This window comes from Bacteroides muris (ex Afrizal et al. 2022), from assembly GCF_004793475.1.
Lineage (GTDB): Bacteria > Bacteroidota > Bacteroidia > Bacteroidales > Bacteroidaceae > Bacteroides > Bacteroides muris.
The window spans coordinates 114268-140117 of sequence record NZ_SRYZ01000005.1; the positions used below are offsets into that span (position 1 = coordinate 114268).

At 41.0% G+C, this 25850-nt stretch carries 20 protein-coding genes; 5 read left to right on the forward strand and 15 right to left on the reverse strand.

Going from position 1 to position 25850, the window contains the following annotated elements; genetic code table 11:
• Positions 1-21 precede the first annotated feature (21 nt).
• From E5355_RS04195 to E5355_RS04220, 5 genes are all read left to right on the forward strand, one after another.
• Positions 22-663, forward strand: a complete 642-nt coding sequence (locus E5355_RS04195) for a hypothetical protein (protein WP_136009306.1) — start codon at positions 22-24, stop codon at positions 661-663.
• 684 nt (positions 664-1347) lie between these two features.
• A complete protein-coding gene (locus tag E5355_RS04205; RefSeq protein ID WP_055278865.1) occupies positions 1348-1551 on the forward strand; it encodes a helix-turn-helix transcriptional regulator in 204 nt (67 codons plus the stop codon).
• The gene (locus tag E5355_RS04210; protein ID WP_136009307.1) at positions 1551-1889 is read left to right on the forward strand and encodes a HipA N-terminal domain-containing protein; all 339 of its coding nucleotides are present in this window, start codon (positions 1551-1553) and stop codon (positions 1887-1889) included. Before E5355_RS04205 ends, E5355_RS04210 begins: the two co-directional genes overlap by 1 nt.
• Complete coding sequence (locus E5355_RS04215; RefSeq protein WP_176468176.1) at positions 1882-2814, forward strand: HipA domain-containing protein; 933 nt, start codon at positions 1882-1884, stop codon at positions 2812-2814. The genes E5355_RS04210 and E5355_RS04215 overlap by 8 nt, the downstream gene beginning before the upstream one ends.
• 95 nt (positions 2815-2909) lie before the next feature.
• Positions 2910-3185: a hypothetical protein gene (locus E5355_RS04220; RefSeq protein ID WP_055278863.1), complete on the forward strand. Its 276-nt coding sequence runs from the start codon at positions 2910-2912 to the stop codon at positions 3183-3185.
• A 78-nt stretch (positions 3186-3263) separates the two neighbouring features.
• On the opposite strand, the gene E5355_RS04225 is transcribed toward E5355_RS04220, so the two are convergent.
• From E5355_RS04225 to E5355_RS04295, 15 genes are all read right to left on the reverse strand, one after another.
• On the reverse strand, positions 3264-3776 hold the full coding sequence (locus E5355_RS04225) for a DUF6155 family protein (protein WP_055278862.1): 513 nt from the start codon (positions 3774-3776) through the stop codon (positions 3264-3266).
• Between the two features lie 64 nt (positions 3777-3840).
• Positions 3841-5199 carry a RhuM family protein gene (gene rhuM, locus E5355_RS04230; RefSeq protein ID WP_082436459.1) on the reverse strand — a complete coding sequence of 453 codons (1359 nt, stop codon included), beginning with the start codon at positions 5197-5199 and terminating at the stop codon, positions 3841-3843.
• Positions 5199-6326, reverse strand: a complete 1128-nt coding sequence (locus tag E5355_RS04235; RefSeq protein ID WP_055278861.1) for a Fic family protein — start codon at positions 6324-6326, stop codon at positions 5199-5201. Before E5355_RS04235 ends, rhuM begins: the two co-directional genes overlap by 1 nt.
• A 20-nt stretch (positions 6327-6346) precedes the next feature.
• Positions 6347-7012, reverse strand: coding sequence for a PP2C family protein-serine/threonine phosphatase (locus E5355_RS04240; RefSeq protein WP_117691508.1), 666 nt, complete (start codon positions 7010-7012; stop codon positions 6347-6349).
• Entirely contained in the window at positions 7009-12546 is a 5538-nt protein-coding gene (gene mads8 / locus E5355_RS19635) for a methylation-associated defense system ATP-binding protein MAD8 (protein ID WP_210434515.1), read from the reverse strand. The genes E5355_RS04240 and mads8 overlap by 4 nt, the downstream gene beginning before the upstream one ends.
• Before the next feature lie 11 nt (positions 12547-12557).
• The gene (gene mads7, locus E5355_RS04250) at positions 12558-14144 is read right to left on the reverse strand and encodes a methylation-associated defense system protein MAD7 (protein WP_055278858.1); all 1587 of its coding nucleotides are present in this window, start codon (positions 14142-14144) and stop codon (positions 12558-12560) included.
• Positions 14141-18313: a methylation-associated defense system protein kinase MAD6 gene (gene mads6 / locus E5355_RS04255; protein ID WP_136009309.1), complete on the reverse strand. Its 4173-nt coding sequence runs from the start codon at positions 18311-18313 to the stop codon at positions 14141-14143. Before mads6 ends, mads7 begins: the two co-directional genes overlap by 4 nt.
• Before the next feature lie 26 nt (positions 18314-18339).
• Positions 18340-19746, reverse strand: a complete 1407-nt coding sequence (gene mads5, locus E5355_RS04260) for a methylation-associated defense system restriction endonuclease subunit S MAD5 (RefSeq protein WP_136009310.1) — start codon at positions 19744-19746, stop codon at positions 18340-18342.
• Positions 19743-21764: a methylation-associated defense system DNA methyltransferase MAD2 gene (gene mads2 / locus E5355_RS04265; RefSeq protein ID WP_136009311.1), complete on the reverse strand. Its 2022-nt coding sequence runs from the start codon at positions 21762-21764 to the stop codon at positions 19743-19745. Before mads2 ends, mads5 begins: the two co-directional genes overlap by 4 nt.
• Positions 21765-21818: 54 nt before the next feature.
• On the reverse strand, positions 21819-22037 hold the full coding sequence (locus E5355_RS04270) for a helix-turn-helix transcriptional regulator (RefSeq protein ID WP_055278854.1): 219 nt from the start codon (positions 22035-22037) through the stop codon (positions 21819-21821).
• 332 nt (positions 22038-22369) lie between these two features.
• Positions 22370-22768, reverse strand: a complete 399-nt coding sequence (locus E5355_RS04275; protein ID WP_117691505.1) for a hypothetical protein — start codon at positions 22766-22768, stop codon at positions 22370-22372.
• Positions 22769-22802: 34 nt separating this feature from the next.
• Positions 22803-23744 (reverse strand): relaxase/mobilization nuclease domain-containing protein, encoded by a 942-nt coding sequence (locus E5355_RS04280; RefSeq protein WP_136009312.1) that lies wholly within the window; start codon positions 23742-23744, stop codon positions 22803-22805.
• The gene (locus E5355_RS04285) at positions 23734-24042 is read right to left on the reverse strand and encodes a MobC family plasmid mobilization relaxosome protein (RefSeq protein WP_136009313.1); all 309 of its coding nucleotides are present in this window, start codon (positions 24040-24042) and stop codon (positions 23734-23736) included. The genes E5355_RS04280 and E5355_RS04285 overlap by 11 nt, the downstream gene beginning before the upstream one ends.
• The gene (locus E5355_RS04290; RefSeq protein WP_328515054.1) at positions 23927-24901 is read right to left on the reverse strand and encodes a DUF6371 domain-containing protein; all 975 of its coding nucleotides are present in this window, start codon (positions 24899-24901) and stop codon (positions 23927-23929) included. The genes E5355_RS04285 and E5355_RS04290 overlap by 116 nt, the downstream gene beginning before the upstream one ends.
• Before the next feature lie 77 nt (positions 24902-24978).
• The coding region (locus E5355_RS04295; RefSeq protein WP_136009314.1) for a DUF3987 domain-containing protein at positions 24979-25850 on the reverse strand (872 nt) is incomplete at its 5' end.

Here is a 25850-nt window from a genome sequence, read left to right on the forward strand (position 1 = left end):
TCAAAAAACTCAAGAAAAAGAATGAAACGATTCCTCCTCTGTCTATCCCTACTCTCCATCGGAGTGACAGGAATGCTGGCACAAAGCGAATGCCTACCGCAAAATTACAGCATCATCCTTGGTGGCGGTGTTTCCTTGCCCCATGTAGAAGGAAACCGCAACGACTTCTTCAGCAAGAATGGCAACCGGGTGGGATATGACCTGATGACAGAAGGCCGCTACTACATCACGCCCCTATTTGCCGCAGGACTTCAATATGACTATCTACGCATGGCACGCCTGCCGGATAAGGCACATCTGCACTGCATACGCCCCAACATCACATACCGGCCCTTGTGGAGCAACGGGAATCAAGGACTGTTCCTCTCGTTCGGCATCGGGTATATGAACTATCAGGAACGGACATATAAACGCGGTGAACGGAACGGACACCTTTTCCATAAAGGATATTGTGGAATAACTTTCGCTGCAGGCTATGAATTCCGCATCAGCCGTAAACTCTCGGGCATGATTCGCTGTGATTTCCTGACAGCAGACTGGTTTGCCAACCCCGATGCACGACTTTACAACACGGACGGCTATGATGACGGAGTGAATCACAATTGGTTCAAAAACAACATCACATTCTTCAATCTGGGATTCGCGTTACAATTCGGAAAATAATAACAAACCAACTTTTCCATGCCAGCAGGAGACAAAAGAAAGTCATCCACACTGTGGATATTCACAGTTCTTTCCTGCAAGCATATTTACATCACTGATTATCAGTGACCATTCATTTTAATCGGTACAACCTCTGTTTTGACAAATACACAGAATGTAGGGACAAATGCAAACCGTTGTATTTCATCGCTTTGCATATACGTGTTGTACCGCCTCTTTTCAGTCCTTTTATGGAATGTCCGCTATCAGATACAAGGTATTGAGTGATAGGGTATTTCCGCAGGTATGTTACAGAACACTTGTTGAATACAAAGGTAGTGGTTTTCTTGGGATTTCTGTGGTTTGCGGTGTGATTTTTATTCCTTGAAAAGTGTTGGATAGTAGAAAATGGGTTATAGAAGCAGAAAATTTCTATAGAAGACACCTCGATTCGCTTGAAAAAGTGTAGAGAAATGGGTGATATTCGTTGGAAAAAGTGTAACGAATCAGATTTATTCGCTTGGAAAAGTGTAAAACTATATGCGTTGTAATTGTTTTTAGCCTTAATAATAATGCCTCAATCCTCCTTGTATTATACCTTGTCTGATATAATTGCAGTAGCGAAACAATAAATTATACCCATACTGATATAATATCGAATATTTGTACTAACTTTGTACCCGAAAAGGTATAAAGTACGATGTTATGAATAATCTTTCTACTACGGTCAAGATGTTGCGAAAGCAATATAATCTGACGCAAGAAGAACTCTCGTTGAAGTCGGGTGTGGGGTTGCGCTTTGTGCGAGACCTTGAACAGGGCAAGGAAACGCTACGCCTCGATAAAGTGAATCAGCTCCTTGACTTTTTCAATTATGAAATGGTTGCCACTCAAAAAAACAGTAATTAATGAGACAAGCCCATATATTTTATAAAGACCAATTAGCTGGTATTCTGACAGAAAACGATGCCGGATATGAATTCCGCTATTTGCCGGAATATCTCTCTTTGGAAACGGCAAAGGCTGTAAGCCTGACATTGCCTTTACAGGAGGAAGCGTATACAAGTCCTGTGTTGTTCCCATTCTTCGATGGTTTGATTCCTGAGGGATGGCTGTTGGATGTTGCATTGCGGAATACAGACATCAGTATTCTTGATCGGATGTCGTTGTTGCTGACATGCTGCAAAGATTGTATCGGGGCAGTAAGCGTTATCCCAATGGAAGAAAAGGAGGGACACTATGTGTAATTGTCTATATTGTTATCGTCCGCTCTTAAAAGGAGAAAAGGATATGCACACAGCTTGCATAAAGAAGTTCTTCGGAACAGCAACATTGCCTGTTCTTGATTATACGACAGAACAACTTGATCAGCTTGCTCTGCAAATCATTCAAGACCAAACCTCTTTAACCGGTGTTCAGCCGAAATTATCCTTACATTTGAATGAGCATGAGGGTAGCAAGCGATTGACTATTGTCGGACTATGGGGCGGTTATATTTGTAAGCCACAGACATTGCAATATGAAATGATGCCTGAGGTCGAGGATTTAACTATGCACCTTGCAGAGGTGGCACGTATTGAGGTGGTTCCCCATACGCTAATGCGGATGGCAGATGATACGCTATGTTATCTTACCCGTCGTATTGACAGGACTTCTGACGGAGAGAAGATAGCGATGGAAGATATGTGCCAACTGACCGAAAGGCAAACAGAGCATAAATACAAGAGCAGTTATGAACGTGTCGGCAAGGCTGTTTTGAAATACTCGTCTTTACCTAAAATGGATGTTACCAATTTCTTTGAGTTGGTGCTTTTCTCTTGGTTGATAGGGAATAACGATATGCACTTGAAAAACTTCTCTTTGTATGAGGTGGCGGATATAATACGTTTGACTCCTGCTTACGATTTGCTAAATGCAGTTATCATTAATCCCAAGGATAATGAAGAATTGGCATTGACCTTGAATGGTCGGAAGAAAAAGCTTCAAAGAGAGGATTTTATTAGGTCAGCAGCTACACTAGGTATAGAGAATGTGATTGTGGAACGACTGATAAATAAGTATATCAAACTATTGCCTAAGTTTGAAACTGTCATTCAAAACTCTTTCTTAAGTGCTGAATTAAAAGAAAAGTATGGCGAATTGTTGAAGGAACGGCTTGCTAGGCTTGCATAAAGGCTATAAAACGGTAAAAATACATAATGCTATGGATATATTAAGTCTCACCAAAATAACATCATTGTTCATCCTAACTTTAATAGAAAGAGACGATGGACAAAAGAAACAAATTGTGGAGACGCCAACAAATGGCTCGCGTGTTTAAGGCTCGTATGATTCTGTATGCCGCTTATGGTCATTGCATCATTCGTGAGGATGGAAGCTATTATGAACATCCTCATTGGTTTGAGTTGGCAAAAGACAGATGGGCGCAAGTTTATAAAACGGCAGGTACTCCGTGTAGCTGTTGGATGTGTAGAGGTCTGGAATATAACCGCAAGGAGTATAAGAAAGAAACTTTGCGTATTATTCGGGAATCAATGGAGTAATTTAAAGGGATAGGAACTAAATCTGTGCATTAGGTACACAGGTTCAGTTCCTTACTTTTTGTGTTGGATTAAGAACCACTACCGATATTCAGAATAAATATCTTGCAATGTATCATAAAATCCCCAGCCACAATCCGATACGCTATCAATAAGCTTTTCAATCCGTTCGTAATAATTGGCTAACAATCCGTTGAGAAAGATAAAGCGCATAGCCTTGTCGAAATTTCCCTCCAGTGTTGTATAGAACTGTTCCCACATATCGCCAAATTCAAGTGTGTATTCGCATCCTTGTTCGATATAGAACAACATTAAATCGGCAATAAAAGTTGGCTCCGGTTTTAGCTTTTGAAAATCGGAAATGACTTTTCTACATTTGGCAAATGACGGCTTTTCGGAAAATCCACGAGTTGGGAAGAACTCATTTCGGATAGTTTTCTTGCTCTTTTCCAATTCAGCATTACAATCTGGGGCAAGATAAAACTCCAGATAATCTTTTGCCTCTTTACGTGCATCGTATAGTTCAAGAACAATATCGGTTATCTGTTCTTTAGTAAGTGACAACAGGTGTTTTTTTAGCTTTGCTTTTGACATAAATTGATTTTCAGTTGATTGTGTATTTACATTTCTGCTAATGACCAAACAACCCTCTTTCTTTTCATACCTTGACTTCTTTATCAAAATCCGAAAGATACTCTTCGTTTTGAATCAAGCAAAATTTATCATATTCAGCGTATGCCTTTTCTTTCGCTTGTTCGGCAGAAATGGTGCCAGCCTCATTATATTTATCATACTCATATAGAGTCAGGAAATCATCCAATTGCTTTTTCCAATCTGCCATTGTGGAGATGATTTGCCGTTCGGCACGAAGTTCGGCCAAATCAAGGAAAGTGGTTGATAGACGATTGAAGGCAGAGACCTCTGTGTCGGACAAGTAATTCTGGGCAATAAAAGTATCCGACTTTTGGACTCTGCCGTCAGGGGCGTTTTTCCACGTGGTAAGTCCCATGTGGGGCTTTTGGGCATCTGCTCTTGAATAGATGATTTCGGTTGCCGTTTGATGGGAAGTTGCCCAATACATCATATCTTGCACCCTCTTGAAGAATTGTAGGGTGGTCTCAGCCTTAGGGTCATAATCGGCACTACATTCGGCATAGACATCGGTGATTTTCTGATAATACCGACGTTCTGAAGCTCGTATTTCTCGGATACGTTCTAATAGGTCGTCAAAATAATCTTTGCCAAAATGTTTGCCCTGTTTCAAGCGCTCATCATCCAATACAAATCCTTTTATGATCATTTCTTTTAGCACCGATGTCGCCCACATCCGGAATTGGCTCGCTTGATAACTGCCCACACGAAACCCAACGGCAATAACCGCATCCAAATTGTAGAGCAATGTATCATCGTTCTTGCCATCAAATTCAGTTGTTCGAATTTTTCGAATAACTGAACTCTCCTCCAATTCTCCGCTTTTGAAAATCTCTTTCAGATGGTTATTGATCGTATTCGTTTCAACACCAAACAAATCGGCCATTCGCTTTTGCGGCATCCAAAATGTTTCATTATTGAAGATGACCTCTATACGACTTTCTCCTTGTTTCGTCTTATATAGCAATATATTGGATGATAAGCTATTGCCGATTAATTCAGGAGTTGATATTTCTTGTTTGAAATATTCTCTTGCCATCTGCACTTGTGGCTTCTTGCTATCGGCATTTTCCGCAATCATCAAACAAGCAATTCGTGATAGATGTATATTCTCTACCTTACGAAAGGAGCCAGAACTTAGTTTGACCATTTCAAACATAGGATTAAAATGCTCGGTAGTGTTACAACCTTTCTTATTGGCTATAGCGATAGCTTTGTTTAGAGTACGATTGAATTTTGGGTATGTGCTATAGCCTAATGCGGTGCACAACTCACGAGAAGTCCAATACTCCGAACCGTTTTCGTCTTGCTTTTTAATCTGTTCAAAGTCGGATTGAATAGGGGGTATATTATTCTCGTTCATCATTATTTCAGATTGTTGGAATTATACACCGCCAATCCTTTAATCGTCAACAGATATTTCTGACGAGGATGACGGGGCTTGTCTGGGTAGAGCATAGAAACAAATCCCTCTTTCATGGCGGGATTCAGTGAATATTCCATAAAATTCTCACGGTTCTTTAATCCTATGGAAGCCATTATCTCTTTGACAGATAATGTATTGTTTGCAATAGCCTTTATTAAGCGGCTGATATTCTCATTATCTATCTGCAATGGATTATTTGAGCTTGTCGGGGTACTTGTCGGGGTACTTGTCGGGGTGGAGATAGCCATATCTTCGGGTGCATTAACCACCATGAAACGATTCCTCAATTCATTGTTTTCTCTTATCAATAGGTTGCGGAAGAATCGTTCTAAATACACAGACTCTCTTTTGATGCCTTTTTGTATATTTTGATAATTGGCTCTAACCAAAGCATTACGGAAATACCAAGAATGATTGGCAAAAAGATCGTTCTCGACATTGAATCCCATTGAGCGTAAATACTGGATGGTAAACACTGCTGTTGTTCGGGTATTGCCTTCTCCAAACGGATGAATCTGCCACAACCCGGATACGAATTGGGTAATATGACTTACTATTTGGCTTATATCTAATCCTGTATAATCAAACACCTTTTCTTGTTCAAGGTCATATTCTATGGCTCTGCGGATGTCGGGAGCAGATACATAGAATACGGTGTCACCACGAAGTACCCATTCTTTTTTTGTTATATTGTAATCTCTGATTTGTCCGGCAAACTTGAATACTCCATCAAATATCCTTCGATGAATGGCACTCAATCCTGCAACGGTAAAAGCAAATGAACGCTCATTCAATAGTTTGGTTATATTGGCAGAAACTTTATCTGCTTCTTCTGTTTCGTTGTCCTTTTCAGTACGAATATCTTTTGAGTCATAGTAACTCTTGATAAGTTGCTGTACTTCATCAATGGTTATATCCCCCTCAATATGCTTACGAGCAGTTTCAATAAGATATTCGGAGGGCTTCAAGCCATCTACTGCTTGAAGTCCTATTGCCGTTTGCCACGCATAACCTTTTTCACGCTTTTGTGGCTCGCTCTGCTGGAGATATTCGTCGAAGTTTAGCATTTAATGTAATATATTCAGAATTAATCTACTTTTATATAGATAAACGAATGATTGTCATCAAAATTCTCATTGCGATCTTTTAAATCAAGAGTACCAAGATGAATCATTTCTAACAATACATCAATAGGCATAGTCTTATGTAAACCGTCAGAGCACAACATAATTTCATCACCGGGAAGTAATAGAATCTTGTGCTCTTCTGCAGTGTCTTCTGTTGAACCCATAAATCCGCGTGACACTATATGTCCGTATCTCTCTCGTTGAGAGTAAGTAACCTTACCATGTTTCTCCATTTCCGCAATCATTGTATGATCTTGGGTAACGTAAATTTGTTGCCCATTGCGAAATTGATATACACGGCAGTCTCCAATCCAAAAAATGTTACCTATATAGCCGTCAACTTCAATCCCAGCAAAACAGCATCCCATCTTGGAAACGCCTCGTTCACGAATAGCCCTGCTTAATTCGGCGTTTGCATTCAGCACGGACTCTGGTATGGATTTGCCCTGTATGATAAAATTTGCTATCTCTTCTGCTGCAATTTTTGCAGCAATAGATCCATCAGAGTAACCACCCATGCCATCTGCAACAATATATAAGGCTTTGCTCCCTCCAATTTTTTTGGAGAGAACAAAGTCTTGATTCTGTGCTCTACGACCTATGTTGGTATATTCTATTATTATCATATGGCTTTAATCGTATCGCCACCATGTTTAGTCACTCTTGGTCGAGTGCTTATCTTCATAGGACGTAGGGTGACACCTTTATCAGTAGCCTTTGTTGCCCAAAGATAAGCTTCTCCCGGAACAAGAGATGCCATGTCTGACGATGAAAGAGATTGTAATTGGGTAATTGACTTTTGAATGTGCTTAACCCACTGAGGACTATTAAACTTATGCAAGAGCACAACAGAAGAAAGTTCAATGATTTGAGTTGGAAGACTCATCGGATCCTGACTGGCAATCATCATTGACACACCTTTATGACGCATCTCTCGGATAGCAGTCACGATAGTACTTGTCAAATCTTTATTGCCCATATATTTGTGAGCTTCATCAAACACGATGAATTTATTAAACTTCCTACCTTTGAATTCTTTTACTCCGGAGAAGATATTAAGCATAATGACAAATAGTCCGAGAGCGTCATCTTCATCAATCCATTCATCACGGAGGTCAACGATAATGAGACGACCAGGACGCAAAAGAGAACCGAGCTTTATTGTGTCATCTATGTATTCTTCTGCGAAAGAAAGGCGTTGCTTTGCAAGAGATTTTTGCGTCGCAGAAAGGAGGCCTGAATTATCCACACTCTCTTTAAGTGCGTCAATATTCAGATTCTTTCTGAGAGCTTTCATAATCTGCTTGAGCTGGGCGATATATGTTGAATCATTGCCTACAGCCTTCAACAAGAATTGCCAGTCCTGTACATTAAGGTCCGTTGAGTGGAACTTAATAGGATGAATCATCAATGAAGGATACTCTTCCATTCTCTCTTCAACCTTATCCGCAGGGCAAAGCATAATCACGTCCTCAATACGAGCAGCATCAGCGCCATACACGTCTTTGAGTTTTTTTAGTTGACCGGTTTCGTCATTCGGGTACACCATAGAAGTAAACTCTGGTGCATAGTCCGGACTCTCCGAGTAATGGAAAATAACACTCGCCATTGGTCCAGGAAGTAGGTTTACATTAGAGAACTGCTTCAATGTCATCTCTGAAATGGTCCCAATTGTGTAACTCTTTCCGCCGCCTTGTACTCCGAATAGACTTATAGTGTTAGTTTCGCTTAAATCTATGGCAATCTTACGATGACCGTTAATGCTTTCGCCAAGAATACCATATTGTTCGCTCCCGCTTGTTTTGCCGATAAGAATATCATAAGTCGGTTGGATATAATTGGGGTCGAAGACAACTGAATCAACATAGTTTTTGGGCTTATTCAGAATTGCCGTATCAGGAGGCATATTATCTTTCGGCTTGGTTTCAACTGGAGGCAGCGGCTGGTCTGGCTTTATTTCAACTGTTTCAATGACACCCGTAGTATGCCATGAATCTGAAGAATTGGACTCGCCGTTCGGAATAGAATTGATTTCAGTATTATTATTATCTTTCTCCGCTTCCGACTCTACATGCTCAATTTCCGATGATGATAGCATCTTAACCCGTTGCTTAACTTGAATATCTGCTATATCCTCTACATCGTTGTTGATATGGAATGAGTTTTCACGCAGGATTCGATCTGATGTCTCAAATTCTGTCTTCATGTCCTCATCAGCAGCAGCGCGAACGACATCAACGGTTCTCAGACTATCCACATCTTCAATTATCATCTCAATCATTGGCTTACCAAGGATATAGAAAATGGTATCGTTAAGAACATCTTTGCGTTGATAGGTATCACTCTGAAACTCATAAATGAATCCCATCTTCTTAAAACGAATTATGTAGTCTCCGTTTTGGAGCGACAGAATGAATTCTTCGTATTCTTTAGCCGTTTCTTCGTTAAGATACTTATAACGTGCAGCTCGACGAGAATAAAACAGCAATAACGATTGCAGTTCTATAGTGCGCAGCTCTCGGTCAAGTCGGTCCGGAGATTTAAATTCAGGATCAAAGTTTGTGCGAAGTGCCAGAATTGTATTCTTTATCTGACTTTGCATTTTCTCTTGGAGAGAAAACAATTCGTCATCAGAGAGATTCTGACGGCACTTTATCTCAATTACCGTAAATACAATCTCTCGCTTTGAAGGATGGAAGTCTACCAACAAATCATCAGCACGCTCTCCGGAATCGGAATCTAAGTCAGCAAATAGATTTTGATGTAGATCTATAGGAACGATGAAAGAATCCTCCAGAAGACCTTTTCCTTTCAACATTCGTTTCATAAGAGTAGTGCCGAGCACTTCAAACACTTTATTACGACTGCTTTCCAGTTGCATTATCATACTGCTGCTGACAGAGCGTATGTCAGAGAGCAATTCCAGGAATGATGTTTTATCGCTAACATCTATTCCAAAGTTCTTGAAATGCGGAGCCATTATTCCCTCTATTTCTGACGTCGGGCGGCATGTCAAGAATGATGAAATGCCATTCAGTTCAGCACTTGGTATGTAGTCTAGCAGATATGGCTGTTCTCCAGCCTTGCAAGGCATATCATAAAACTCCGGTCCCATATTCTTGTCGAATGTTACAACCCAGTCGCTCACATCATGAATGAGTGATAGCATTTCAGAATTGGAATCCTTTATATTAAGTGTCAGAGAGGGCACAGACAACTCATGGTCAGACGTCATGCTTGTGCCAATAAGACTCTGCACATTGCCGAATAAATTCTGAAATTCAGCGGCAAACATGGTGGCGTTCTGCATTGGTATATCCGAGATAAACCTTTGCCACTGTATCTCTGAACCTTCGCTTACATTATCAACCTGAACAATAGGACGCATCACAACACCATTAAGATAGAATGACGACTGAATTGTCTTACTCCTTTTCAATGATGCTTGGGTCGGAAACGGGTTTATAAGAAAAGACATATGCGCAGGGAAACGCATAGGGTCTTTCACAAATTCGTCAATGCTATTGATCGAAAAACGTAATTTAGGAAACAGACGATTGTCATCCGCCTGCGAGAAGTTTTCAGCTTCCTCTGACACAGATGTTTCGGGATTCATTAGTTCCTTCAGGGCTTCACCTTGGGGGAAACGCTTATCGTTGCAGAATAAACGAATTTCATAATGTATATCAAAGACATTGCCGGTTGTTTCTCTCTCTATTCTCACAAGGTTATCTGCAAACACCGACGCATCGCCAGCATTAAACAGATTTATAATGAGTTTGTTGATATAAGGATGCTGAGTAATGTATTTGTGCAATAATCGGTAAACCATATTTTGGTTTACATCGCTGTCGATACGATACTGTATACCAATATTGAATAACTGAGACAGATAAGCTTTTAGTTGACGGAACCCAGTTGAGAAAGTATCGTCTTTGTCCTGAAGTGGATTGGCGTATAAACCCCAGCCGAAACATAGTTCTCCGACGTACTGCATGTATCCTGTACGTTTCTCATCCAGAAGTACAAGAGGAGCAATTTCCGGATTTAGCTCACCATAGAAAAGTTTGTCCAATTTTTTATACCAGACATCCGGTTTGCGATAACGAGAATCATTATGTGTCTGCGATTCCCATTCTTCGTATTGTTCGTAAATATTTACGAGCCAAGCGAGTCGCAGAGGATGAAGCGGAGTAATAATATTTGTGTGCGCAGTTCTACCGTCAGGCATTTCAACTTCAAGAGAAACTGTGTCTATTGATTGTAATTTGACAGCTTTATTTGATTCTACATTCTCAGATAAAACACTTGAAAGCCATGCTCTATATTCGCTCACATAAGTCTTGATTTCATCAATGTGTTTAAATACCTCAAATGTTTCGACTACACCGGTATTGTTAGGAGCCGATTGTCTGATTGCATTAAATAGATTTTTTCGAGCATCAATCAACGATTGAGGTACATTAACGTTGACTGGAACTACAAACGCGGATTTAAGTTGGACATCGGTATAATTGTCGCTGATTTCTGCCTCGACATAAGACAACTGATCTCCCTTTTTCAGAAGGGCGCGTTGTAGTACAAGAAGTTTCTTGGACAGAGGAATCTGGTAGTTGTTGTCAGCATCATACCTCAACTGGAAGGTTTCAAGATGGGTACTTTCCTGCCAACTATGCAGTTCATCATCAGATGTGTTTTTTGACACCTTACCATTCTTCTCAACAATAGCAACACGCTTCGGCACAGTAAGTTCGAGACCTTTGCGATTCAGCTCAATTCTGTAGCGGAAATAAGCCATCAGTACATTGCGTATTTTCATACGTGTACCGATTTCTTCACCGTCTGACTCATCATCTACATCTTTATTTCTTAAGAAGAATGTAGTAGAATCAGAAGTAAGCATCTTACGACGTTGTTGCTGGAAATCCTCTTTGGACATACCTTCATCTTTTGTCTCCTCTTCAATCCATTCTTGCTGAACAGCCTCTTCGATAAATTCGTCCTTGGTATTCAGGACTGTTCCGTTTTCATCTTCTGCAAACACATGGAAAAAGTATGACCCATTATCAAATGTTTCCGGATTGATGGTAAATGATAAGTCTCGATAGTCTCGTTGATTATCCGAAACTTTCTTTGTCAAGAGGTCTCGCTCCTTGTAAAAACCGTCCCCATTCATCAGTGCAATACGAACTTTCTTTAGTTCTTCATACTGGCTGGGCTTTGGCGAAAAGAAAATACGGAGTTTTACTTTTGCCCCTTTCTTTGGGTCAACCAACACTTCTGGGTCTCCATCGACAAGAGAATAAGATTTACCTCCTAAGTCAACTTTTACAATATGTAGTTTGCCAAGTTCAAGGACATTTGCAAGAACCCCTTCCCACTTGGAAAAATTTAATGATGGGCTTTCTAGAATTTGTTGGCATAACCCTATGCGAGTGTTTAGTCTACTATTCTGTTTAAGGAAAGCTGCGACATCCTTCTGAAGTGAGTTCGCTTTGATGGGCAGCTCAACAACCCGGTCTGCAATGGTCGATGAGAAATCAGACATGACGCTGATGCAGTCATCGTTTTTCATTAAGAACGATGGCGTATACTCTTTCCTTTGAGCGAGTTTCTCATCCGGAATAAGACCCAGATAAAATATTCCGTTGCCTATTTCCTTGTCGGTAAGTCCGGATAAGACAACATAAAGCAGATAATTAATCTTGTCATTGACCGAAACATTTAAATTCTTTTCGGCATACTGCAACACTGTCTTGATTGTCTTGTTGCCATCGGTTTCATTCAATAACGATTTGAACAACATGAAATCCAGTGTTTTCACACTTAGATCTTGGAATGTTGCATTACCGTATGAGTCTTCGGCAGACGTACTGCTGTTGACCGGAATGAGTATCAAAATTGGCTTGGTCAAGTCGTTGCGAAGCTCAATGAGTTTTGTGGGTGTAATATATTCGCTTCCTGAAAGAGTTTCAGAAAGAATATAACACTCTGCTTGCGTCTCACGCGAATTGATTTTATTTCTCAATTCGGGTAAGACTTCCAAAGGAAATCCCGTGACTTTCATGCAATGTCCGTCAGAGGCATTTTCTATGATATTGCCATAGCAGGACATGAAAATGTCCAGCATCCGATTATAATATTCTCTTCGTAAATCCATTGAGTTCGCTATTAATCGTTGAATTTATATCTGGGACGTATCTTCTGTAGTGATGAAGCATCGCTAAGGTCTGTATAGAACCCTATCTGGCGGAGCTTACTCTTTAGCGCATCAACATTGGCTTTGAATGCCATGTGGGTCTTTACATCTGCATCGGAAAAGCGGGGTTCGTCACTACCATCGATAATAAGCCCATATCGGTCTCTGATACTCTTTATGAGCTGTCGGATGCTTAGCGGATTACTACTGAACCCTCCACCATCTTTTGGTGTAAGTACAAGAAGCTGCACAAGAACCTCCAAAAGTTTAGAGCCAATTGCGCCTCGGCGCTGGTGTTTTCGACTTCGTCCATCAATCATCAGGGCTGACTCTGTATTTTTCATTGAAACATTATCAAGAAATTGACGACCATATTTCAATTGGTAAGAAGCACCTACATTCATGAGACACAGTACATATTTTTGGAGTGCTGTATCTTCAAATTGTAGATAATTTTCTAATTCAGATTTGTACGTTCTTGCATCCTCTCGTTCTTCTTCTGTTTTAGCTTCTTTATCATAGTTGCTAAGGACATCCGAAAGTCGTACTTGAAAATATGCATCTATGCTTGCATCATAATTTTTAATCCGATGAAATATTTGGTTCATAGATTCCAAACTTGCTCCCGGCATTCGTCTTACAGCCTTGATTGTGTATGAGGCTTTGATATAATTCAACATGCCATCGAGGAGATGTTGCATATCTGCACATGCAATATCTGAAATATCGCTTTCAAGTCTATCCGTCATATCAACAACCATACTCCAGCCCTCAGATTCTTCAGCAGAACCAGCATCGACCATTTTGGGAAGCTGATAAACAAGTTGATGAAAGTATAATGCGAGATGAAAACCTGTAAGAATCCTAAGATAATCAATAAATACACTTCGAGGCATACTATTTTGGTATGCAAGTAGCCGAACTACATCGTCACAATATAGGTCAGCTTGTTTCTTCAAAAGTGGACTAATATCGGCTATGACATTGACCACCTTTGGATCAATATCAACCATTTTAATCAGATGAAGCATCCCGGCCGTATCAATATCAAGCGTAGGATTATCAACAAGTTTTCTACTGAAGTTGTCCCAGCCGATTGACATATAAGTTTTTAAAGCATCCCTTACTTCTGGACGTTGATTGATCATGATGAAAATCTGGTCCGCAGTATTGTAATCACGAGTGTATTTCTGATTACGGATTCGATAGCTTTCCAGGTGGAGAGGACGCATGGAGGATATGTTTTCCTTAGCTTTTCCACGAAAAACCATATTAACCAAGCTACTACGCAACCAACTTTCTATCGCTTCTGGATAGTCCGAAAAGCCAACAAGTTCTTGACGCGTCTCTAAGGTCTTGAAATACTTTTCTTTAAGGGTATTTACGTCATGGAATGTAGCATTCCTTGCAAGTTTTAGTTTTATTCGAGCACCATTGTTTCGCATTAGCATGAAGAGATTGACCAGAACATTATCCAATGTAACGGCCTTCATGTCAACAGCGAATATCGACGGCTCACGGAATACACGCTCCTCGCGTGAGAGTATCGGCATTTTCATATTTTATCCTCCTCTGCTTCAAGTCGTGTTACAACAATACGCATCGTTCTCTTATTAAGGCGTATGCGATAATAATCCTTTTCGTTGTTAGTCACGATGATTTCTGTATAAGTTTCGCTTTCAAGCAGGTTCTTGAATACCTGTAACTCGATAAACCTGCCTTTTAGATCGCTTACCGAAGGGCTAAAACCATTCTCAATATATGAGAGCATTTCGTATAGTTCGAGCGATACATTAAGCTGAATATGCTTCTTTGTCTTGCTACGAAAGACAAATGCACAATTCTCATGTTCAAGATACGTCGTCAGTTTATCATTCGTATCAACTTCCATTTCGAAGTCTTTGAGTGGGAATCGACGATAACTCTTTGCGCTTGGATCAGCAACACGGGATGATGAAAGAAGTAAGTATTCTTTTGATAGCTCCCTGTTCCAGCATCCTTCACTACATGAGATAGCGTAAGCCAAATCATTCTTCACAGTCTCCAAGTCATCGCCTTTCTGATTGAGGTTATTGACAAATCTACCGATTGACTGGAAAGGAAGACGTTTCATGAATCCGTCTTTATCGTTGAGGAATGCACCCTCAAAATACTGGTGACGAATAAATGTCTGGTGACGTAATTTCAACAGTCGGACATCACTCTCACTCATCATATATGATGGCTTTAGCTCCATAGTGTCATTGAAAGATGGTATCAAGGACGCTGTTCTTTCTGCGAATGAAAGATAATCTCTTTCATTTTTTTCGCTAAAATAGAGATTCCGGTCAAGCTCTGGTATTGCGACATTGGCAATATCTGTTTCACGTAGAAGTTTTACAACTCTGTCTTCGGAGTGCTGATTGGGAAACCATGAATGTTCAGGCGCTGTTATGTTGAAATAATAGCGCGTCCACCACCTTTGCCGTTCAAGTTCATATCTGATTCTGCGATTATTCTTTTCCTCGTCAGTCGCATCTTCCGGTGTCTCGTCGTATTCTCTTTTTGCCTTATCTAATAATTCAATAAGGTGGGGCATGTCTGCGCACGTATAATCACGGGTAAGCATCCACGCTATAATTGAGCGCAAATCACGCATGGTTATATGGAGCTCACGTTTATATACTATTGTGCGGACTATCCACTCCAGGCGCTTTATTATCTCGTTGCCAACAGCCGAGTCGTTGAGTGAATCGACGTTATATTTTATGAAGCAACGGTCGGCTATCGGACATCCCAGACATTTGTTCCAAAGTTTTTTATCGGTCAAAGCCTTTACCTGTTTACGCAACAAGGAATCCCCATTATCGTCAAGGGCAGTGACCGAACGAAGATTAAGATTAATAACCATGACTCCGTCAGGGAGGGTAGCCACACCCTCTTTGTAAAAGTATTCATCAATGGCATTATGTAATCCCGTAAGTTCCGGAGTTGACTCCAGATATTCCATCAATCGACCTTCATTAATAGCTATTATGCGGCCCTCCACAGCACATCGATAGTCCTCAATACCAATGAATGGCGCAAAAAACTTTGCCAGAACATCGTTATTCTTTAGGTTATGCTCATCTTGAGAACCATCGTAGTTACTTTCAAACATGACGCTACCCAGACGGAATTTTGCACCATTGCGGGACTCGACATAATTGAGGTCTGTTCCAGCGTTCTCAACCTGACGTATAAACGCGGTCTTGCCATCGCCAGCATTACCGGTTATGATTATAAGCTTATAGTCACCATGCTTGATGTCTTCTAAAAGTTTGGTGTCGAGGCGCGTCTCAGTATATGTCAGTTTGTCAAGAATGTTGTCATTCTTGAATCCTGCACGAGTTCCGGCATTACCTCGTTCACTCTGACTATAGAGAGAATTAATATAATCGACAATATTGTATTCTGTTCCATCCTTGCTATAAAATTCAATAGAAGAATCTATACGTTCAAGAGCATCAAATGCCTCTTGCATCTCTTTTGCGTTTTGGAATCGATTCTCCTTTCGTGTTTCGCAAGCCTTCATTATGAATTTTGCGAACTTATCGGATATGAGGTGATTCCTGTCAAGAATGTTGACCGGAGTCTGGTCAAGAATAGGTGTCTGACTATTTCCCCAAGGATAGATATGGCTCAATAATTCATATGCCGTAACTCCGAGAGCAAATGTATCTGCACCTAAGTCCCAATTCATCTTGCTGCCGACTGTCAGGTCAGGTGCCACATAACGATAAGTTCCTACCTTATGTCGATCTCCTTCCTTGTTTGTAGCTATGTTGAAATCGATGAGCACGAACGACCCATCTTTACGATACATTATATTTTCAGGCTTGATGTCTCTATGTATTACTGGTGGCTGTTTTTCCTGTATATACACAAGAGCTGAAATCATTTGTTTGAGAAATGATTTCATCAGTGTGAGAGAAAGGAATGTATCGCCACTCGCATAGCGGCGAATGTCTGTCCCATCAACATAGTCCATAAGAGTATAGAACAACCCACCATTGGTTGTCCCGTTTCCACGGAATCTCACTATGTTCGGATGATTCAGGTCATTCAATGCCTTGAATTCATCAACAGTCACTTGTGGGCTTACGCCCTCCTTGAATATTTTGGCGGCATATAAAGCTCCAGGCTGATATTGGTGTTTTGCTTTGAAAACCTTTGAGAATCCACCTTCGCCAAGCATTTCACCAAGGACTATGTCGTTGGTAATGCGGTCTGTCGGTTTTAAGTCATTAAGATTTTCATTGGCTTCAGGAACAGAGTATTGCTGTGTGTGGGCAATTATACCGTTCTCAAAGATGAATTGGCGTACTTCATCTATGTTGGCCCATCTTTCAATCGGATCAACAACTATTGTTCTTTCGCAAAGTTCATCTACCCATTTCTCAACGTTAGAATTCACCGCAGAGGGTAGCGAATCTTTTGGAAGTTTACCACCCTTCATTAATAACTCTTTGAAATTGTCGAACGGAAACTTCTGTCCAGTCATCAGCTCGTAGGCAAGAACTCCGAAAGAATAAACATCCGATGCTGCAGAATAGTCCCCGATAAATACATCTTCAGAAGTATAGGCATTCAAGTCGAAATCCTCTAAATCTACAGTGACATTAAAGCTTGCGTCATCGTGAGCTTCGTTATATGCCAACCCAAAATTAGCAAGCGCAGCCCTGCGGTCAGATTGGATAAAAATATTTTCCGGACGCACGTCTCTATGTATCACATTCTGTTCGTGAGCTAAGGATAGAGCCTCAGCAACATTCAATAAAATCTGAATCTTATCCAATTCCGTGAATGTGTTGCGAGCCATCTCACTTCGCAGAGAACGGTCATCTTGATAGGGAGTTATAACATAATAGTGATTCTCCTCCGACTCAAACCGACTCTTAATGATTACCCCGGTATTGTCAGGAAGAAAGTCCTCGGTAATCTCACCATTATGAACCAGCTTTTCATGCTTCTCAATCTGAACAGGTGACATACCGGCCTGATTTAAGGCGTAATCGCGAACCTTATACTTTTTGTCAGTTGGGAATTTCTTATGGCAAAGGTATTCTATATAATCATCAGTAGTATCAAGTATCTCGTCGATAATCATACCACAGACATTAGTGCGGACGTGAGCCCGACTAACACTGCTACCCATAAGATAATCGGTAATATCGAATTGGTAAGACGCAATCGCACTTGCTGGGACATAGTGAGGCAACCTGTCAGGCTCCTTAATGAAATTGATAAGTTCATCATTGAGTAGGAATGTTTTGTTGTCGCTGGCAGAGCCGACCTCAAATCCTGATTTGTTCTGATTAAGGTTACTTAGGGTCACAATAGATTCAATCCATGCAGCTTTCCAACGTCCGTTCTTGCGTTTGAGATAGTCGCTGAGGACTTTGCCTTTGAATGTAACACCCTTAATGGGGTTCTTAATTTCTCGGTCGTTATGAAACCATGCGCTATCGTATGCTTCAAGACGGCCTTTGTAGTCCTTGTTTTCGATAAGATAGATTGCATGGGGAGCAACCACGATGCAGTCGCACTCCATGAATTGAGTACCCCCATTCGGATTGATATAGGGATATTCGCCATTGGGTATGATGTAATAGCTGTCAGGCAAGTTAACTTGAAGGAAGTCAAATAAATGCTTCTCTCCGGCGTTCACAGGTCCAGAGCTATGTATTGGAGTACAAAGTTTTGCCATTGGTATGATTGGTGTTATCTATTGTTCTAATTCCATTTCTCAATCTCAGCCTCTACCATTGCTATGGCTTTCAATTCTTTCTCGTTAGCCAGATGACGTTTTGTATGTGCGTTTCTGACCATACGATCAATCTTGTTCATGTCTTCCTTTGCAAGAATTGGAACAGGGATGTCGAGAAACATTCGATTTATTGGATGACATATCTTGGTCCCAGCTTGTGTCCGTCTAATAAGGCGGAATCCATAGTCTGAATTTAGCCAACAATATAAATATCCAGCGGGTACCTTATCATTTGACTTCATTCTAATAAAGTGACTTGATATGAAAGCACCTTCTAAATCTTCGTTGGCATATATGGCTCGACAAAATGTCTCATTCTCACCGAGAGTTCCATCGCTTGCAATTAAGACCTCTCCATATTTGACAAGGTTGTCAGTTTTTACACCTCTCCTCGAAATATATTTGCCCGTAACAATTGTATCAAATATATCCTTTTGGTTAATCAGCATAATGCCACAATGGGGCTTTACTTCAATACTTGGAGCTCCTGTGGATGAAAATGTTTCACCGTTTTCAATTACATCCTTTATTGTTAAATGACTCTCTGGAATAGAGGAGATAATAGCCTTGATGCGTTCAGAATTATTAAAAGCATTGAACGTAATTGAACCGAATTCAGATACTTTTCGAGTAAAGCAACTTGGCTTCCGAGTTGCGCTGTGCTGACCAAAGTAATCATAGTCTTCCGGTGTTAATGACCGCAATCCGGCTTTCTTTTTTAAGAGTTTGTCTGCTGCCTCTAACTCATCAGCGGCTGATTCTCGCAGACGAGCTGATTCTTGAATCAACAAATCAATACTCTCCTGCAATGTCTTTGGGAAATTTGGTATTGGAATTTCACCTACAAAAGGACACTCTATATGTTGGATTACAGCACCGAAAGTACCTTGCGTGAGAAGTATGTATCCATACTTGGATGCTAAATACGCATATATCGCGCCAGCTCTGAGGATGTTATTCGGCTTAAGCCGAATAACATCCTCAGAAGCAAGCTTCTGAGCATGTTTCGCGTTAGCGAACGCAGTTTTTCCGATAGTGCCACTTCGTGTAATGAGAATCCATCCTTTTTCAAGGGCTAATTCCTTTACTCCACCCATATAACGCTTTGACACCATCTTTACGGACTCCAAATCCGCAGCGAGTATATCAGAACTGCTCAAAAACTTATATCCATGCTTTGGGTTTGATACGTATACTCGTTTGTAACGTCCTCCATTGAATATACCTGAAGACACCTCTTTTAATTTCAAAAGCGGATACGGGGATTTTGCAATAGTCTTTTTAACAACTATTGCATCACTCAGGTGATAAGATGGGTCAAATCGCCTACTTGCATCCTCAATGCTTGTTAGTTGAATTTTTGACGCTTTCATATCCCCATGATTTTTTTATATTCCTCTGAAATTTCCGGAAGGTCATCATCAAGCCGGCGCACTCGTTCTACACGACTTCGCGTTATGAGTTCTCCATGACGATTACGGGCTGCCCATTCCTTCTTTGTTGGGTAAAGAATTTCAGCGCCATCATCATCTCTCTTATATATAGGATTGCCTCGGCGGTCTTTGCCAACCTTTTCGGCTATTGCCATGAATACTTCGTAGTCTTCCTTTTGACCCAGTTCAATGCCTATCTTTTTCTGTAAGAAGAGTAGTGAAGCCTGAACGCCAACCTGAGGCAAGAATGCTTCTACAGGCAGGTCTATAGAGGCTATGAGTTTGAATTTTGAAAGTATCCATTCACGAACCTTCTCAGTATTGGGGTTACTGAGTATGCCATCAGGTAAGACTATCGCCATTTTACCACCTGGTTTTAGGAAATTATAACATTGCTCTATGAACAATCCTTCTGGCGATTTTATCCATGCTGATAGGTCATAGTGCTCGACAATGCCCTGTGCAACCTCGACCTTTGAGCCAAAGGGAGGATTTGTAAATATCATATCGAACTTGCCGAAAGCACTGTCTTTGGCTGCATGTTCGTCACATGTTGCGTAGTCGCCCCTATGTCCAACGCTTGTACTGACAGCTTCATTTATACGTTCGAGGTCAGGCAATGAACCAAAGGGGTATTCAAGTGAGTTGATATTGAATATATTGCTATGTCCGTCACCTGCCATAACCATATTCATCTTTGCTGCTTTCTTCAAATCAGGGTCAAAATCGAACCCGAATATCATAGACTCAGCATATTGACGAACGATTTTATTGACTGTCTCATCTGTGTTTGAGAGAGCATCAATCTCAGCTTCAGAACGATCTGCATAGATATTGCGTGTAATTTGGCGACGAACATGATCCAGAACCATTACAAGAAAACCTCCACTACCACAAGCCGGGTCGAGCACACGACAATGCTGGTTTGGGTTCATAATCTCAACCATACACTTTATTATATTGCGTGGTGTGAAGAACTGACCAGCCTCCTGTTTGAGAGTATTACTTACGATAGTCTCGTAAGCGGTGCCTTTCACGTCAACAGTAGCATCAAGGAAGCTGTATTTGGCTATCTGCGATGCGACATACGCAACGCCACGGTCAGACAAACTAATCTGCTCGTTTCCGTCAAAGACTGTTTTAAAGAGATCATCCTTTTTCAGTCTTTCAAAGATATCCTTAATTCGTTTGGCAACTGTAGCCTGACCTTCAGGCGTATTCTGTTCTGTGACACCAACCCAGAACTGGCGGCGATAACTGAACCCCTTCTCGGCATCTGTAAAACGACGTTTTTCATCGAAAATCTTACAGAATATCAGATTAAGAAGTTCCCAAAACGCATCTTTTTTTCGACCCTCGTTGCCATAAAGATAGTCATGACAACGCTTAAACGTTCGAATAAGTGTATCATTGGCAGCTTTACGAGGTTGGGCACGATCACCCATGTTTTCAAGATTTTCTATGGTTTCATCGCAACCTGGGAAATCGCTAATATCTTCAATTCGTTCATTGCCTATCTCATCTTCTTTTCTGTAGGCAAAGAATTGTTTATCTCCATTAGTCCACATTCCGAAGTCACACCCCGTAGCTTGCAGTGCCTTATGAAGAGTAGCCTCGACTCCTTTCTTCTTATCGCTTTCTTTTGCCTTAGAGTCAAAGACAATACAAATACGCTCTATATTTTCCGGTTCTTTCTCTGCTTCATGACGAAATATTGCCAAGTCTATAGTCATGCGCTTTTTCTTACCTTCATCATCTTCGTAAGAGAAAGAATAGTCGCGTTTCATATCGGAAAGATTAAATTCATATTCCTCGTCCATCTGGTTGATTATAGATTGAAGAAGAAGTTCTTTCTCTGTGGCAGTTTTTATAGAATTGGTCAAGACGCAGACAAGTTGGTTGTCATCAAGGACAACCTCATCCTGCAACTGCTTTTTATCGATGTCAAAGTTAGCCATAATATACAAAATTACATAAGTTTAAAGTCATTGCCATGTCCATCTTGATCCATCTTAATAATCCTGCTTCTTAATTGACGATTGAAGTAAATCCTTAACGTCAACTTCAAGACTCATGGCAATATCAGAAAGTGTCTCAAGTGAAGGCTGTGCTGTATTAGTACACCATTTGGACACCGTAGCAGGGTCTTTACCAAGCTTTTGTGCCAACCATTTATTAGTGCGCTTCTTTTCAGCAAGCACCACTTTTAGTCGATTGAGATCTTTTCCCATTTGTAGAAACTGCTATTAGTATTGTGTATTTTGCAAAATTAGTGATTTATTTCGATATATCTATGATGTTTTCGGGAAAATTCATCAACTTTTCAGGAAACTGCTATCTGGAGAACGGCGAAAAAGATAATCGCATTTCTTGCTATCATACGGAATAGTTTCAGGATATACGATATACGCCATCTGTTAGCATTTTGTGAAAGGTATTAAAATCATTACGTAATTAACGCACCATAATCATAGATTTGCTAACTTTTACATCATAGTTATAAAATCTTATGCTATATAGAAAAGGAGAGGAAAATCCCCCTCCTTAACTCTAAAGCCATGTATCAGACATTCAAATCTTTCAGTGCTAGTGCATAATTGGGACAAAAACCGTCCATTATACACTTTAAACCAAGTGTCTGATAGTACTTGTGGTCATCATCTTCGGTACATAGGTATTTGTAACCGTAGCGTGGCATGTACTCCTTGAAGAACCGAGCCAAGTCTTTCAGGCTTTCTTCTTGGTTCTTCTTGAAGTTACTGCGCACAATGATGATAGACCAGTCGGGGAAGTTGCCTCTTCCACAGCTATATTCCCAGAAGCGGATATAGCAGTCTAAATCACGTTCACGGATGTCCACACAAAAGCCGTTGGCATGTGGCATCACGCTACAGCTTTCTCTGTAGCCAAACTTCTCACACAAGTAGAGATTGAAATCAAGAATTAAATCTTTTTGAACCATAAATAATAGAATTTAAAATGTTAATAAAAATTGATTATAAATGAAAGCCTCGCTTACGCTTAGCCTTTTTCTTTTTCATCAAGCGATTGAACTCTGCTTCTTCTGCGGCAGTGGCATTGTAGGATGAATTGATGTTTAGCAAACCAAGATTGAAGCCAAAGCTATCATCGGAATGAGAGACGTTTTGCTGCACCTCTTCTTTCTGCTGTTTGGGTTCCTGTTTGGCTGACTCCAACAAGGATGCACAAGCATTCTCTTCCAATCGGTTGTCGATATTCAGGTAGCTAAATTCTCGGCTGACCTTTGAGCCGGAGAAAGAAAAGCTGTTGTACTCAAACTTGACACCTTGTATTTCTCGTGTAGTCCGACTGACCTTGAATTTTATATCAATGTCACGGTCGGCAAGCGCATCTTTCAAGTCTTCCCAACTATGAGCTTTGGGCAGTTCTTCTTTCAATGCTTTGTATATCTCGTGCTTTGCCTTGTCGTAGGGGCGCAAGCGTTCCTCTTTGATATGGTCTTTACCGTTGGCAAAGTGCAAGCGATATTTGGCGGTCAGCATTTTGCAGACTTTCTCATTCCTACGGAAGTCATTCTTGTCGCTAATTGTTTTACCGTCATTGTCCATCCGGTTGAATACGATATGGCAATGCGGATGCTCACGGTCGATATGTCGGGCAATGATATATTGCGTATTTTCAATACCCATCAGCTTCATATAGTCGTGCGCTATGTTTAGCATCAGAGCATCATCGGACTTTAGCCTCGCACTGTCTTCCGGTGAGAAGTTGAGCGAAGTGTGTCCGACTATATTCTTTACCTTGTCGTTGAGTAATGCCTGTAACTCAAATTGCTCTGCCATCTGCTCGGGTGTACCTTCTACTCCGACCGCTTCCAATAGCTTGGATTTTTCCTCTTTGAGTACATAGCGGACGCAACCACCGAATGACGTTCCTTTAGTCTGTTTACCTATCATCTTTCAGTCGTTTTATAAGTTGATTAATGTGTTGAGCCATTTCCTCACATCTGTCTGCAACGGCAAAGAAACCGTAGGTGTTTGCCTGTCTTGCCAACTGGTTGAGGTTGGTACTTTCTCCAATTAACTGACGGATGATGTGGATATGCTCTTTCGTGATTCGTTCACGTACCGTTCCGTTCTCAATGAGCGAACGGATGACTGCGCTTTGAGTCTGCTTGCTCCGTCTGCAAAGCGCACCGAGCCATGCGAATTGGTCGTAAGACAGACGGAGTGTTATCGTATGTTTCTTCTCCATTTTGAATTGCTTTTAGTGAATAATTTGTGACCATCGGGAGCCGCCTCCTCTGACTTTTTGAGGAGTAAGTGGTCGGGAAATGTAATACAACGCTTCTTTCTGCCAGAACGGATAGGTTGTTAGCATTGAAGCAACCGTTCTTTCCGCCCGATGCTATCCATAGGAATTGCGGCAGATAGTAGGAAGCAATGAGTGCCGTTTTCTCGCTTTCGACCAGTGCAACAGGACGGCTTTGGTCTTCAGGAAGCAGATGCTCACCGAAGAAGCATTGCCTCAAATTGTAATCGCCTTTGTGCAATACGGAGTGTACCCATGTGACATGATTGTATGGCTCTTTTATCCTCTTGCCGTTTTCGGAATTGTAAAGCATTATCTTACCTGTGCGGACTTTATTCTGATTGTCCGTCTGCCAGAATACAGTTGCACCGTCCCAATACTTGGATGTGCCAACCTTGTATCTCTTCATTAGCTTCAATGTTTCTGTTTCTCCGAACTGAGCCGATAGAAATTGAAACAACTTATTCGCAGAATAGCTACGCAATGATTGGTTGACTATATCCAAATCAATGTAGGATGTGGCTATAGGTTGTGTTTCCTTAATAGGGGCATAGCTTCTGAAACTATTCTCCTTTTCCGCAAACTTTTCTTTTTCTGACGGATTCTGCTCAAAGTAATCACGAGGTGTGAAGTGATAACCGCATTTCTGCTCATGGTCACAACGTCCCACGTACTCTGGGAACTGAATCAGTTTCTCCGTATCAATATACTTGGAAAAGCATCTTTGGCGGTGACAGTTCGGACAAGTGTGCCGAGTGCTGACACCTTTGTAGGGTTCTAATATGAATCTATGTGTACTCATTGTATGTTTCTTTTTGGTGTGTCACTTTTGTCGTTATTGTCGTTTTCGTTTGGAATGTGTCAAAACCGACAAAAATGTCACGGGTTAATCTTTGAATATTCTCCATGCTTCTCTTTGCGGAACAATGTTCCGATGTTGTCATTGAGAAAGCGTTGGAACGTGCGCTCCTTCATTCCGTTCTGCTCGGCTATCTGTGTAGCTTGGGCAGTTGTAAAAGCTGGAGGAAGCAGATTGACTATCGTCTGTTGTTGGTTGTTGAGCGCATTTTCATTGAGTATGTTTTGAACGCTCAATGCGGATTCTTTGAAATACTCCGTTAGTTTGATGGCTCGTTCCACCGTCAACAGGTCGATGTGGGTTTTATCACATTCTCCGCAAGTCCATCGGGCTAATTGGATAATCAGGCAGAAACGGATGATGTATATCTCCAGCTTACAATAGATACTCACGATAGTGTCGTTTGTCTCTCGGTCGCACAACTCTGAGAAGTGGTGCTGCCATTCGTAAAGCCGTCTCTTGGCATCCTCCGTGAAGAGAAGAATATGCGGTTCTATCTCTCCAAATTCATTGAGGGCATACTCCTGTTGTATCAGCTTATCAATAATGGCATTCCATTCTTGTTCGATATTCTCCGGCAGCTCCTTGTCATTCCAACGTGCTTTCTGTTGCAGATTGGGCATCACGAATAGAATACGGTCGATGAATCCATTATTGGAACGTTCCCCCTTTGCCAATTCGCTAAGAATCTTCTTTTGGATAGTGCCGATAACAGAGATATACGGTCGCTTGATGAAAATGGAACTCTTGGCATTCTTACGGTCGGATATAGTGGTCTTGGCACTGAAAACAGACAACCAAAATTGTTCTTCCGAACCGTTGTTATAGCGGTTGAAGTTCTTGAACCAAGCGGACAATTCATCAGCCCACAAGCATAAACCACGTTTGTTCT